Annotated in this window: 11 protein-coding genes; 5 read left to right on the top strand and 6 right to left on the bottom strand. The window is 39.5% G+C overall.

What is annotated here, in order from left to right:
* Positions 1-35 precede the first annotated feature (35 nt).
* Together UYK_RS25680 and UYK_RS0120395 are read right to left on the bottom strand one after the other, a co-directional pair.
* Positions 36-1,844 carry a WD40 domain-containing protein gene (locus UYK_RS25680; protein ID WP_016872060.1) on the bottom strand — a complete coding sequence of 603 codons (1,809 nt, stop codon included), beginning with the start codon at positions 1,842-1,844 and terminating at the stop codon, positions 36-38.
* A 729-nt stretch (positions 1,845-2,573) separates the two neighbouring features.
* The gene (locus UYK_RS0120395) at positions 2,574-2,807 is read right to left on the bottom strand and encodes a Nif11-like leader peptide family natural product precursor (protein WP_009456369.1); all 234 of its coding nucleotides are present in this window, start codon (positions 2,805-2,807) and stop codon (positions 2,574-2,576) included.
* Between the two features lie 141 nt (positions 2,808-2,948).
* Here UYK_RS0120395 and UYK_RS26350 point away from each other — a divergent pair, with 141 nt between their 5' ends.
* Complete coding sequence (locus tag UYK_RS26350) at positions 2,949-3,176, top strand: hypothetical protein (RefSeq protein ID WP_131474237.1); 228 nt, start codon at positions 2,949-2,951, stop codon at positions 3,174-3,176.
* Here UYK_RS26350 and UYK_RS0120390 read toward each other — a convergent pair.
* Positions 3,154-5,481 (bottom strand): NHL repeat-containing protein, encoded by a 2,328-nt coding sequence (locus tag UYK_RS0120390; RefSeq protein WP_016872059.1) that lies wholly within the window; start codon positions 5,479-5,481, stop codon positions 3,154-3,156. The genes UYK_RS26350 and UYK_RS0120390 overlap by 23 nt on opposite strands.
* A 1,063-nt stretch (positions 5,482-6,544) precedes the next feature.
* Here UYK_RS0120390 and UYK_RS0120385 point away from each other — a divergent pair.
* On the top strand, positions 6,545-7,729 hold the full coding sequence (locus tag UYK_RS0120385) for a glycosyltransferase family 4 protein (RefSeq protein WP_009456367.1): 1,185 nt from the start codon (positions 6,545-6,547) through the stop codon (positions 7,727-7,729).
* Positions 7,730-7,813: 84 nt separating this feature from the next.
* On the top strand, positions 7,814-8,953 hold the full coding sequence (locus UYK_RS0120380; protein ID WP_009456366.1) for a glycosyltransferase family 4 protein: 1,140 nt from the start codon (positions 7,814-7,816) through the stop codon (positions 8,951-8,953).
* 30 nt (positions 8,954-8,983) lie between these two features.
* On the opposite strand, the gene UYK_RS25340 is transcribed toward UYK_RS0120380, so the two are convergent.
* The gene (locus UYK_RS25340; RefSeq protein ID WP_257998929.1) at positions 8,984-9,301 is read right to left on the bottom strand and encodes a transposase; all 318 of its coding nucleotides are present in this window, start codon (positions 9,299-9,301) and stop codon (positions 8,984-8,986) included.
* A 90-nt stretch (positions 9,302-9,391) separates the two neighbouring features.
* A complete protein-coding gene (locus tag UYK_RS0120370) occupies positions 9,392-10,261 on the bottom strand; it encodes a DUF5895 domain-containing protein (RefSeq protein WP_016872058.1) in 870 nt (289 codons plus the stop codon).
* A 723-nt stretch (positions 10,262-10,984) separates the two neighbouring features.
* On the opposite strand from UYK_RS0120370, the gene UYK_RS0120365 reads away from it, so the two are divergent.
* Both UYK_RS0120365 and UYK_RS0120360 read left to right on the top strand, forming a co-directional pair.
* Positions 10,985-12,352, top strand: coding sequence for a sensor histidine kinase (locus UYK_RS0120365; protein WP_016872057.1), 1,368 nt, complete (start codon positions 10,985-10,987; stop codon positions 12,350-12,352).
* 96 nt (positions 12,353-12,448) lie between these two features.
* On the top strand, positions 12,449-12,772 hold the full coding sequence (locus tag UYK_RS0120360; RefSeq protein WP_235182363.1) for a cytochrome P450: 324 nt from the start codon (positions 12,449-12,451) through the stop codon (positions 12,770-12,772).
* A 24-nt stretch (positions 12,773-12,796) separates the two neighbouring features.
* On the opposite strand, the gene murD is transcribed toward UYK_RS0120360, so the two are convergent.
* Positions 12,797-14,203, bottom strand: a complete 1,407-nt coding sequence (gene murD, locus UYK_RS0120355) for a UDP-N-acetylmuramoyl-L-alanine--D-glutamate ligase (protein WP_016872056.1) — start codon at positions 14,201-14,203, stop codon at positions 12,797-12,799.
* Between the last annotated feature and the right edge of the window lie 53 nt (positions 14,204-14,256).

Genomic DNA, 14,256 nt, shown 5'->3' with positions numbered 1-14,256 from the left:
ATTAGTTAAAGTCCTCAAGCGGACATGATATAACTTCATCTTTGCCAGATTTTAATTGTCTTGTCATCACTGGCACTAGCAATTATCCTACTGTTTGGACTAAAAGCAATGGAATTCAGACCATTTGTATGTCCCGTGAGGGTGTGGATTAGTTGCCAATTTTCTCCACTCCAAAGTTTGATTGTATTGTCATAACTACCACTAGCCAGAATTTGACCGTCCCAGCTAAAAATTACTGAATGCACTGGACTGTGATGATCTGTGAGGGTGTGGAGGAGTTCGCCTGTTTTGAGGTTCCAGAGTTTAACTGTGCAATCTTGACTACCACTGGCCAGGATTTTACCATTAGGACTGATAGCGATCGCCCAAATCCAATCTGCGTGGCCAAGAAAACTTTGCAACAGTTCCTCAGTATCCCAAAGACATAACTTAATAGTATGGTCTAAACTATCACTAGCGATCGCCTGACTATCTGGAGTGATTGCTAGGGAATAAACCCCCCATGAGTGCTGGGATAGCGTACCTGTTTGTTTTCCTGTTGCCAAATTCCAGAGCTTGATTGTATGATCCCGACTACCACTGACGAGAGTTTGACCATCTGGAGTGATTGCCAAGGAACATATAGAGTCTAAGTGTACAGAGAACCAGCCACCAAGGTTGCGAACTTGTTTTCCAGTATGTAAATTCCAAATTTTGATGGTTTTATCAGCGCTACCACTCACAAGAGTTTGACCATCAGGACTGATCGCAACACAATTGACTGTATCTGAATGTCCCTCAAGAGTGTGAACCTGTCTTCCCGTATTTAAATTCCAAATTTTGATGGTTTTATCGGCGCTACCACTGACAAGAGTTTGACCATTAGGACTGATCGCAACACAATTGACTGTATTTGAATGAGCAGTCAATGTATGAATACATATCCAGTTGTCAGCTTTAATTGTTGTGACTGTATCTACTCTAGTTTGTGGTTTATAGTCTTCCTGAAATATTTGGATATCTGGATTCTTTTGAGTAATACCTCTCTTCCATAAGATTGGTATCGAACCTTCTAAAAGGTTTTCCATTTGAATAGCAACCATAGCTTCATCAAAGGCTCTTTGAAACACATCTTGGTTGCCTAATAATTTGTAACCTAAGCCATCATAAAATCCTTTAGCAAACTCAATCGCAGCTCTGTCTTTAATTGGTTTATTCATGCCAATTGTGTAATCAATGTACTGGCTAATTGCTCCAGCAGGTTTTTCTGAATAACAAGCATTTAGCAGCACACATTTAACATAATTGACATGCAACTTAAAAAGAGATGCTAACGCTTCTGCGGAAACAGGTTTATTATTTCCCCCTTCATCTTCTAACAGCAAACTGCCATCTTTTAAGCCGTGTCCACAAAAGTGGACAATTTCGGGTTGTTCTTCTGCAATTGCTCGACGAATATCTTGAGGACGTACAGCAGTTCTCACACGAATTTCAAATAAATCTCGATTGGAGGCTCGTCGAATAGCTTCCTCTATTTCTCGAATCTCTTTATCTAAGCGCAATCCGTGAGGTATTGCTGTTAAAATTAATATTTTGGTCTGCTGTATAGTTTTAGATTCGTCCTGTATATTTATACTTTCTACTGATTGTATTTTATTTTCAATCTCATCTAATCTATCACTAAGTTTCTGAAGTTCATTTTCTTCTTGTATAATCTGCTGTTCATATTGAAACTTGCGTGATGGGTCAGTTTCAATAACCAAAGCTTGTCGAATTTTTATTAATTTATCCCTTTGAAGTTCATAGACTTGTTCAAGGGAGTTTTTTTCTCGTTCCAAGCGAAGTCGTTGTTCTTTTGATAGCATATTAATTATTTTACAAAAACAAGTTTTTTATATAACTCATATTACACATATTAAATTTGTTCAATTGGAATCGGTAAACAAGACTACAAACCTACAAAATATGATTCCAGATAGTTGTTATTAAAGTTCATGCAAGCCCCAACAGCTGTCCGCATCACAGCCAGGATCGCTCAAAGGTCAAAGGTACGACCCTGGCGAATACAGTTTATGAACCAACAAAGTGAAAAGAGTTGCGTCACACAGTTGAAAGTAATTCTTTAGACGTAATTTATACTTGCTACAAATAAACTTTTCTTGATCAAATCTCATCCTATAGACATTGAAGAGAATAGTCTTTTCAGCAGATGGAAAGCACTCAGCACTAATCATATGATTAGTGCATTAATTCTTGCTTAATTACTAAAAAACAAGAGGAGCTTTATATGGTTGCTGCTGTCATATTTTTTGCTAGTTACGCTGTAATCTCTACACTCTTTATTTCTACCGTTGAATAACAAACCAAAAACTTTTCTTATAATGCTTTTGCTTTAAGTGTGAGTTAGGACTTTTTATTGCTTGTATCGTTATTCGTACTTCTCTGTTTCACCTCGGTTGGTTTCACCGAGGTTTTTTATGGACTAGGTGATAGATGCGTAACAGTGAGTTAGTGCGCTCATAGGGAAGCTGTGGACGTTTCCCCATGAGTAACTGGTGTTCGCCTTTGCTGGGTGGAAACATTACCCGTAGGAATTACCTTGGATAAATGTGGAGTCTAGGCGCTACTCCTGGATTGACAATAGATGCGAGTTCTTCACAAGATAATTTACTCAGTTCAGTCTCTAGTTCTTCAATTGTGAAATGATAGCCACGCTCTTGAGCAATCTTGATAAAACCTTCGGGATCAGATGCTGCTTTGAGTCTTTCTTTTAGCACTTGATCTTCTTTCACTGCTTTAAAAAGTTGGGCTGCATGTTTTTGTGACATGAAAGTTTATCTCCTTTTTGAAATATCAGATTTGAATGTAGTTATTTAACTTTTGTGGTTTCACCAAATCCAGCTAAAGTCGCTGCTAACTAAAGTCATATACTTCAATCTTGAACCAAGGAGAAGAATGTCTTATTGATTTTGACAAAAAAATATAAGTTCCCAGCGATCGCTCCCTTCAGCAACTGGGTACAGTTAAACGCCGCAAGAGTCGTACCATTAGCTAGAGGTGGCAAAACTGCTGATTCTCTACAATGGCGCTTATGTTGTCAGGATAAAACCTATTACCCACTACCGATTACCGACCTTTACAAATATGACAAGTGTGCAAACGGACATGATATATCTATCCTGGTAGTCGATACATAAGAACTTTAGCTTTCAAGTCTTCTTCTACAAACACTAAATACTCACCATTGGAACGACGAAAGGCGCGAATCCCAAAGGGTATATCGATCCAGCCGCTTTCGCCTGCAACCTCGGGCCCTGGTTTTAACTGTTGTACTTGTTTTCCTGTGGTGGCGTCGTAGACAAACACGTCTGCGGTTTTACTACTGACAGCAAACACTCTGTTAGCTGCTACATCCATTGCTTTGATGTGCAATTTAGGATCGCGTTTGACTTCATATGGTAATGCTATGCGCCAGCGTATTTTTTTGGCTTTGCTCCAATTATCGTAGCGGATGATTTCTGTACCAACCAATCCCCAATCACCATCAATGTTGGGGCGATCGCTTGTATAACCGCTTAAATACATGGCATCCTGTTCCGGAAAATATCTAATTCTTGTGAGAGTTTTAAACGGTTGGGACATGGCTGTTTTTTGCACAGCTTTGGTATTGTAAACTGGACAACCATGAGCATTCAATCCACCAAAGCGGTAATGTTTGATATAGCCTGCTTCTGCTGCTAGCCAAACATCTCCTTTGCTATCTATGTCCCAGCCCCAAACAGAATCATCTTTTTCACCCGTGGCTTGATATTCGTTGGCTTGAGGTGAACCGTCACCATTCGCATCAATCCAGATCCAACTACTATTAGTTGGTTCATTAGCTAGCCAGTCTTCTTTGCCTTTGCCAAATATACCGCAGGGGACTGCGATCTCTCCGTCAAAACGATACATTAACAGGCGTTCTGACATCATTTCTGAAGAGAGATATAACAAACGCTTTCCTTGCAAACGCCGAACAAAAGCTGCTGTGGGCGTGGTGTGGAGTCTGGCATCATTAGGATAACGGAACCTATCTACGGTATAGGCTTTGTATTGCCATTCTTTACCGCTACCTTTGCTGTAATCCATGATGAAGTGTTCGTCTTTGGTGAAGACATTTGCGCCATCAGTACCAACATCAGCATCAGCAGTATCTATAAATTGCAAGCCTAGCAATTGCCATTGTAATTTGCCCGATGGGGAAAGCTTGCGTAAATCTACGCCGGAACGATTGAAACCAACATTACTAACATAGATATTTCCGGCTGCATCTGTACCGACTCCACTCAAACCGTAAAATTTCAAATCTCCGATTTCACCACGCTTACCTGAATAAACTCCTCCTTGAGTGCCGAAGGTGCCTACTTGTTTGGGTTTGCTGGCAATGTCGTATATTAATACTTGCTGACGTGGGCCGTTGTCTGCAACTAATAACCTGTTTTGATTATCGATTGCGATCGCGCTCGGTTGGGCAACATCTGTGATCGCACCAGGTAATTGCTTTCCTGTTGGCGAATAATGCCCTATCTTGTTTTTGTCTTGAATTATCCACAGATTTCCCTGTTTGTCAAGGGCTATTTTGCTAGGATTATTGACTTTAAAGCTACGTATTTCTTTCATCGTAGCGGTATTGTAAACATGAACTAAGTTGGCTGCTTTGTCACTTGCATACAACTGCTGGCCATCAATTGCTAATCCTGCAATTTTACCTTTGGTGCTGACTATTAACATGCTTTTATCCCAGCCGCGCCCTTGGGGAAAAGGTGCAACTTTTCCAGATAAGTTATAGCGTCTGATGCAATACCATGTTGTGCCTTTGGGGGGGTAATCTTCTCCTGGTTTCCCATCAGCAGATTGCTGCATCCCTACATACATATACTTTTGATCGACTGCGATCGCATCTCCCCCCATCCTTCCCCATCCATGCAAGTCATCGGCTTTACCAATGACGTCTCCATTTTTATAAATTCCTACCTCTCTTCCGGCTTCATCCCAATCTGTATTGGTGTACACTGTGCCATCAGGAGTCACGTACATATCAGTTACTTGGATTTGTACCCATTTGTTACCGCCACCAAAGGAGTTACCTATCCAAGATGTTTTATAGGCATTTGTCGTAGCTAGTGTGTAAGTGTCTGTAGCAGTCGGTGTATAAGTATCTTGATCTGGGAATGTATACGTATTAGCAGCAGATGTGGTGTATGTATCTGTGTTAGAAGCTGTATGAGTATTTTTTTCAGGTAGCGTGTATGCCTTGATTGTTGATGTTGTCTGAGTATTCGCTACAGATGTAACTCTGCCAGTCAAATAAATAGCAATTAAAGTTACACTTATAAAACCGACGATAATACTAAGTAAAAAACTTAACCTTTTGTTATTTCTAAAAACACCTCTTCTTAATAAGTTATTTATATGTCGCCTTTGATAGAGTTTCTCAATCTGCCGTAGCAATTTATTTTTCATGTGTGATTTTTTGTCAAAAAACTATTGATGGAATTTTGGCTTATTTCTGAAATATCTAAGTAATTATATTTTGATTAGTTAATATTAGGATTTAAGCAAGAATTCTCAAAATTTAATCTATATGAACTATGCTTCGGCTACTCTACGAGGAGCCAATGGGTCTGTCGAAGTGATGAGAACCACCAAGATGCCAAGGGTTCTTAGACTTTAAGTGATTCATATAGTTAAATAAGTATGCTATTTACTAATGGTTAACAAATATACTTAGTTGCAAGGCATTAGTTATTTAATTAGAAGTAATCATGATTATTTATGCGTACGATCTTCATCCATAAAATAACTAATATCTACAGTGAATATGGCTAATTTCATGAAAAATTTACAAAAAGCACATTATTTTTTTAATTTAGCTAAGGACAATTTCGTAAAAATTATATGGTAGGGTCTTTACCGGAATGAATTACTATATTTTCTGCTCTTTTGTAATCTAAACCACAATCACAAAAATTTTGATGCATCATTATCTATTGATTAGTTATTATTTTTATTGAAAATTTCATGTGAAGTACTATTTCACTTAGCCTCATTAAACATAAAGTATGTAAATATGCAGAATTAATTACACATATGGTTTCTCTATTGCAAGAGTGCCTATTGCTTATTGCCTGTCTCCACGAGTAAATTCATTAATCAAATCGGATGACTATAGGTGACGTCAGTCCTCATGCAAGCCAGGTGCAGGTGTCCAAAGGGTTACGAACTTTAAGTACTATTGCTGTACCTGCAAAGCTTAAATATTTGCAAATAGTATTTAATTTATGGAGATATCTCAAATTCTTGTTGAATGTGTAATCAAAAACCTGATGATTTTAAGTAGTACATTTAAACTATTGTAATGTTTAGTGATGAGCAAACTTTTCTCAAATCTATCTTAGATCTGACAAAGATGTACTAAATAATGTGTTCAATCAAAAAATATAAACCTTACAGCCACTAGTTTCCTGGTATTTTCAAATAAGGTGGCTAAAATGCTGGTAAAAGTAAATACAAAGATGAGCAGTTCATGATTGGGAATATATACGTGGAAGGTAACAAAAAAGACCACAATTCATCTGCATCCATTCTCTGTGTGGGAGTAGGTTGGTTTCCTACAACACCCGGAGGACTAGAGAGATATGTGTACGAACTGACTCAGAAATTAGCAGCAAATCAAGACCAGATTGAATTATGTGGAGTAGGTTTACCGGAAACACAACCAAATCTACCAATCAAGTTGACCAATTTGAGTTCACCAGATAGTCATATTTGGCAACGGTTATGGTCAATTCGCCAAAACTTCAAGAAAACAAGAATGGGCAAACCGGATGCAGTTAATTTGCATTTTGCCTTATATAGCTTCCCCATATTAGATTTATTACCCAAAGGAGTACCCATTACCTTTAACTTTCACGGGCCTTGGGCATCCGAAAGTAACCACGAAGTAGTTCGTCAGCGATTAAGTGTTGTTCTTAAGCACCAACTGATCGAAAAAAGAACTTACGATCAGTGCGATCGCTTTATTGTTCTCAGTAAGGCCTTTGGTAAGATACTACACGAACAGTATCAAATTCCCTGGGAAAAAATTCACATCATTCCTGGTGGAGTGAATACTGATCAGTTTCAGTCTAACTTATCACGTAGCGAGGCCCGTGCCAAACTTGACTGGCCACAAGACAGGTCTATTATTTTCACTAGTCGTCGCCTAGTGCATCGAGTTGGAATTGATAAATTATTGCAAGCTTTGGCAATTATTAAACCAACAGTAGCAGATTTTTGGTTAGCGATCACTGGTCGGGGGCCTATCCAAGGAGCATTGCAACAGCAAGCAACAGAATTGGGACTTAATGAACATGTGAAATTTTTAGGATTTCTACCTGATGAGGATTTGCCCATAGCTTATCAAGCAGCTGATGTTAGTGTCATGCCCAGTCAGTGTTTTGAAGGATTTGGCTTAGCAGTAGTAGAATCCCTTGCCTGTGGTACTCCCGTCGTGTGTACTCCTGTGGGTGGAATGCCAGAGATTTTAGAACCATTTTCACCCCAGTTAATCACTTCTTCTGTAGAAGTCTCAGCTATTGCGGAAAAATTAGAACAAGTGCTATTAGGAAAAATACTAACACCTTCACGAGAAGAGTGCCGTGAGTATGTTACTGCTAATTTTGATTGGTATAAAATCGCGCAAGATGTTAGGAAAGTAATATTAGCCTAATTATATTTATTTTATAATGACTATATTATTTTTGTATTTTTATTGATCACTGAATCTAATGGTGGAAAGATGAAAGAGTAAAACATGAAAATTCTGTTTTTAGACCAAAGTGGTAAACCAGGTGGCGCAGAACTATGTCTCATAGATATTGCCAAACCTTATCGAGATAATTGTTTAGTTGGCTTATTTGCTGATGGTGATTTTAGAACTTTACTAGAAAAAAATCATATTCCAGTTCAAGTTTTTAGCAATAAAATCATCCAAGTTCGCAAAGAAAGTTCCTTTGTACAAGGATTAGCAAGTCTTGGACAACTCATACCTTTACTTGCTAAAGTTGTGCAAACAGCTCGTGAATACGATTTAATTTACGCCAACACTCAAAAAGCATTAGTTGTGGGAGCGATCGCTAGTTTTTTAAGTGGGCGTCCTTTGGTTTATCATTTACATGACATTCTTTCACCAGAGCATTTTAGCCAAACTAACCGTCGTATTGCTGTTACTGCTGCTAATCGGGCATCATTAGTAATTGCCAATTCCCAAGCGAGTAAAACGGCATTTATAGAAGCGGGAGGACGTGCAGATATTACCGCAGTTGTCTACAACGGTTTTGCTCCCAAAAACTATCAAATAGATGAATCTATTATTCATAAAACCAGACAAGAACTAGGGCTAGAAGGAAAATTTGTAGTTGGACACTTTAGTCGTCTTGCACCTTGGAAAGGACAACATATATTAATTGAAGCATTAATGCAATGTCCTCCAGAAGTGATAGCAGTTTTAGTTGGTGATGCGTTATTTGGTGAACAAGAATATGTCCAAAAATTACATCAACAAGTTGTCACTTTAGGACTAGAAAATCGAGTCAAATTTTTAGGATTTCGTTCAGATATTCCCCAATTAATGTCAGCTTGTGACTTAGTCGCCCATACCTCCACAGCTGCTGAACCTTTTGGCAGGGTCATTGTTGAGGCTATGCTATGTGGAAAACCAGTCATAGCAGCAAAAGCTGGTGGTGCAGTGGAATTGGTAGAAGATGGTGTAAATGGTTTTTTAGTCACACCAGGAGAATCTCAAGAACTTGCACAGGTAATTACCACCTGTTTACAAGAGTCATCAAAAACTGCGATGATTTCTAATCATGCTCGGACTACAGCTAGTCAGCGTTTTGATGTGACAAACATTAATCAGCAAATTGCCGAGTTGTTAGCAAATTTACATCAGTGAGGCAGGTATTGACACTCTCACCGCTAATTGCTAAAGCAATGTAGCGGGAGATTCTTGTTTCTCAGAAACACGCTTTTTGGCGCAAGTACCAACGAGTCTTACTGTTTCTCCACAAGCTTGAAATTCTGTGTGTCCCACAGTATTTGTTTCTAGTATTCTTATCCCTTCTGCTCTCAAGTTCCGTGAAGCATTTTCATCTCTGTCATGGGTTGTTTGGCAACTTGGACAAATCCACTCACGGATACTTAAGTTCAGCAAATATCCGCAACAGAAACAAAGCTTTGTACTGAGAAAGAATCTGTCAACTTGGATAAATTTACCCCCCTCTCTCTCTAGTTTGTAGCTAATGAAATTAAAAAGAAGAGATTTTCGGTGCGTTAGGACTAATGTCCATAGCGCACGCTACTTGCTAATTGCTTTTTGCCTTCTTCAACCAATTTAATAAGGTGGATAACTAAAGTCATCCTCATCAGGATAAATATAGGAACTAGAAACTCCTGCTGCTACCATCTTAGGTGGTTCTGCCTTAGTAGGTTCCTTGCCAAAATCTTTGTATTCTTCGTAATTCTTGATAATTATCTCCGACTCTGGAGCATCAGAAGCTATTAAATATTGGGTTAAAGTCGAAACCGTCGGATGTTTGTAGTCCACAGTAGAAGCAACCAAAACTGTATTTGGTTCAATACCTCTTTCTTCCGAATCAATGATTGGGCAAAAAATGCCGTGAGCGTGAAATAGCGGCCCTTTTGGCGTTAATGGTAGTTTGCGGTAAGCAGCATAAGCCCTTTCTAGTTCTGCTAGAAATCCACCTGTAATTCTGCCTTGTTGATATTCACAATAAGCTTTACTAAAACTTGCTCCGGCTGCACCATTTAAAGTCAGTTGTAGTGGTAATTCATGTAAAAATTTTTTATTTTCTCCAACTATAAAAATTAGATAACGTGTAAAAGTTTTAAATTTAAGTTTGTCTGCTAAAAAAGCATCATAATTATCTCTGAGTGTACCTAATTTGACTCCAGTTTCTCGGTCTTTGACAGACAAGGGTCCGCGCCGTACTACTACTATGCGTGGGGTGGTAGTAATATACACTGTTTCCACTCCGGAGCTAAATTCATGCTCGATCTGCTGCCAATTCTCATCCGGCTGAAACCCTACAGCATGGGCATTATCTAACTTTATTGCTAAGCCATAGGGCTGGATACCATCTTGACCATAGCGAGGATTAATCATCTGACACCAAGGGATGACTTGAGAAGGCGGTGCGTTAAATTTATCATCCTCAAAGTCGAAATTTCCGGGGGTTTTCATTGTCTTGAGCATTTGTGAGTGTCTTGCAGATCTAGTGTAAGAAATTCGTGGGGTGTTATGAGATGGGGAGAAATTCTCTCCGGATCGGCAGATGCTTCAACTACTCTTTTTGAATGCAACTTAATTGTGACTGGGATAGAAAACAGGCGATCGCACCCAAGGCAGGGAAGTTAAACAATGATACCTTGTGTATCGACATCACGCACATTCACGACAGCAGATTTTAATAACAGTTATGGAAACGAAGGGAAGGAGAGTTAGAGTATATGTAGCTCGATTTACTAAAAACTGCTATACATACCACAAATTTTTATTGACTTGAGAAAAATACACAAATTTTTTACTAATATCAATTTCTAATCATAATTTTTATTTCATTACCGAACTATAGCTACAGATTTTTTACCAAAAAAAAGGGTAAATTATGCTCATTAAAATATTGATTTTTTGTTTACGAGGTTAAGAAAAGGTTATATAGAGAGTTGATCTAGTAATCACAAGATCCCCGACTTTTTATAAAAGTCGGGGATCTGAATCTGGGTGATGTGATTGTTTACAACTCAAATAGGATTGCTATATCAAGAGTCTTACTGTTTTACCAAGTCGGTAATTTTTCGTTTTTTCATAAATAGATAGCTGTAAATGTATAAAAAACAAATTTTTTGGGATTACTAAAGATATAGACACATAGCTGGTAATCCTACAACTTAAAGTAAATTGGTAATGCGTGTGATGCAAAAGCTTGATGAGTTGAACTTAGGGCTAGAGTCAACTATACAGAAGTTACCTCTTTGGGATGTTTATATAGAACTAGATCGTCCAGGAGGTGACTTATTTAAACTCTTTGAAATGGAACCTTTACTTCCAGGGATTATCTTAACCAAAAATCAAGATTATGTGGGAATGATTTCACGACGAAGATTTTTTCAGGAAATGAGTCGCCCCTATAGTTTAGGACTATTTTCATCACGACCCGTCGAAATTTTCTACAACCTAATTAAACCTGAAGTATTTGTACTTCCTGGAGATGCTTTGATTGTAGAAGCAACCCAAATGGCGTTACAGCGATCGCCCGAACTCGTCTATGAACCAATTCTAGTTAAAAATGATTCTGGCAACTATGGGCTAGTTGATTTCTATCAGTTACTGCTAGCTTATTCTCAAATTTATGTCTTAACTCTGACTCATTTACAGCAGGCGCAGAAAGAATCACAAGTAGCTAAAACAGGTTTGCTTGACCTTCAAAAAAACTATACGCGATTAGTACAAAATGAAAAATTGGCATCTTTAGGACAGCTTGTTGCTGGAGTTGCTCACGAAATTAATAACCCTGTTAACTTCATTGCTGGCAACTTGGATCACGCTAGCTGCTATTTTCAGGATTTGCTCTTTTTACTCAGCCTATATCGACAACATTATCCCGAACCAATAGCAGAAATCCAAACTGCGATCGCCCAAATTGAGCTAGATTTTTTAACTACTGATCTCCCCAAAATTCTTGCTTCTATGAAGGTTGGTGCGGAACGCATCAGGGAAATAGTTTGTTCGTTGCGAAACTTTTCTCGACTGGATGAAGCTGAGAAAAAAGCAGTTGACATCCATGAAGGTATTGATAGTACACTGGTAATTTTACAAAGTCGTCTCCAGCTTCACTCTAAAGGCGAAACTATCAAAATCATCAAGAAATATGGCGATTTGCCTTTAGTGGAATGCTATCCAAGACAGCTCAATCAGGTGTTTATGAATATCTTAAGTAATGCCATTGATGCTTTGGAAGATAGTGGCAATTCACGGATGATGGATCGATTACCATGTAGCAGTTATCAATCACCAACTATTTTTATTCGTACTGAGATGTCAGATCCAACTTATCTAGCGATTACTATCGCAGACAATGGTATTGGTATGTCAGAAGAAGTGAGAAAACGTATATTTGATCCCTTTTTTACTACTAAACCTGTTGGTAAAGGAACTGGCATGGGACTGCCTATTAGCTATCAAATTATTGTGAATCAACACAATGGTCAACTGTACTGTACCTCTGCACCAGGGCAAGGAACTGAATTTGTCATTAAAATTCCAGTTGTATAATTAAGTAATACTAAGTACTAGGGGATGACAGATAAGCAAGGGCGTTGCTGAATCAAGATATGAATTTACAATTCACGGGTATGACCAGACGTAGCATTGCTACGTCTCTACAATGATTTGGCTTGCGCGTCTATGGCGGTTCATTATACCCTGCGGGAAGCCGCTACGCGTCTACATCCCCATTTTATGCAACACCGGTTTTTGCTTTCACAGCATCCCCAGGTAGAGGCGAAATTGCAACAAGAGTTAGAAACGGTTTTGGGCGATCACTTGCCAGATGATGGAAGCTACTTTATTGCTAGCTGCGATCGCCCGTTCATTTCGCCTCACACTACAACCAAGCAATCCGGTTGCGTTTCTCCCCTCATTAACACTGCGACCAAATTACCCATTATCGATTACCAACCTTCACAGATATGATAACTGTTCAAACGGACATACATATTACCTATTTTCCACCCACTCCAAGCACAACTGCCGAAAATGCTCACCTCGTACTTCAAAGTTGGGATACTGGTCAAAACTAGCACATGCGGGCGACAGCAACACTACAGCTGCTTGATATTGCTTAGCTAATTCTGCTGATTTGGAAACTGCCTTGTCCATCGTTTCCACAATTTCGTAATTGGTGTAGCCTACTTCTTGCAAGCGTTGAGCAAAGACTTTGGCAGCATCACCAATCAGTAAAACTGCGGCAGCTTTGGCTTTAATTTTTGCCATCCAAGCAGTATCATCACCAGCTTTAGCTTCGCCACCAGCAATTAAGATGACTGGACTTTGCACCGATGCTAACCCAACCTCGGCTGCGTCATAATTAGTAGCTTTACTGTCGTTGATAAAATCAATACCTTCCCAAGTACAAATGTGTTCTAAGCGATGGGGTACACCAGGGAACTCACTAATGGCTCGAGCGATCGCATCTTGATCAATTCCTGCCAACCGCGCCGCCGCTACTGCCATCAGTAGGTTTTGCTGATTGTGTTCTCCCACCATCCGCAATGCAGATACTTCGACAATCGGTTCATCTTTTGCAGAACCGTCGTGGTACGTCTGGAAAACCCAGCCATCTTGAATGTAAAAACCTTTTTCACCAATTAGAAAATCTTTACCCTGCACACTTGTCCAGTAGGCGTCAGGCCAATCACTCAAACCAACTTTCCGCAAGTATGCATCATCACCATTAAAGATTTGGATTTCACTCTGACGCAACAGACAAGCTTTGATGTTGTAATAATTCTCTAATGTTTTATGACGACTGAGGTGATCGGGTGTAAAAGTTGTCCATACACCGATACGTGGTTTTAAGGTGGCAGATGATTCGATTTGATAACTACTAATCTCTGCAATTACCCAGTCAAGGGAATTTTGGATTGGGCTTTCTTCTCTCCCTGCTGCTTGCGAGAGGGCAACCTCACAGGCAGCGTAGCCAATATTACCGCAAGCCGGAGCATTTAACCCTGCTGTTTGAAAAATGCTGGCAATTAAAGAGGTAGTGGTGGTTTTACCGTTCGTGCCAGTAATCGCCACCCAAGGTATAGATCGTAAGTAGCGCCATGCTAGTTCCATCTCGCCGATGGTTTCTATGCCCAAATCTCGTGCTTGGACTAGTACGGGAATGTCCCAAGGAACGCCAGGACTAACAACTATTAGCTGGGGTAAATCTGAACCAGTCAAGTCCAGGGTATAACCCAGTTCAACAGTGATTTGTTCGGCTGCGAGTTCTTGTTGTTGTGTACGGAGGTTAGAAGAGGTGTTGCGATCGCTTAGCACCACCTCCCAACCTTGCCGCTTCAACAATCTCGCCGCCGCAACACCGGACTTTCCTAATCCAATTACATGGGCTTTGGGCATAGACTGTAGCAGAAATCCCTGGTTAAGCACACCTTATCCTAACGTTTCTTGGC

The sequence above is a fragment of the Fischerella thermalis PCC 7521 genome, from assembly GCF_000317225.1.
In the GTDB taxonomy this organism is placed as follows: domain Bacteria; phylum Cyanobacteriota; class Cyanobacteriia; order Cyanobacteriales; family Nostocaceae; genus Fischerella; species Fischerella thermalis.
This window is presented reverse-complemented; position numbering and strand designations above follow the sequence as displayed.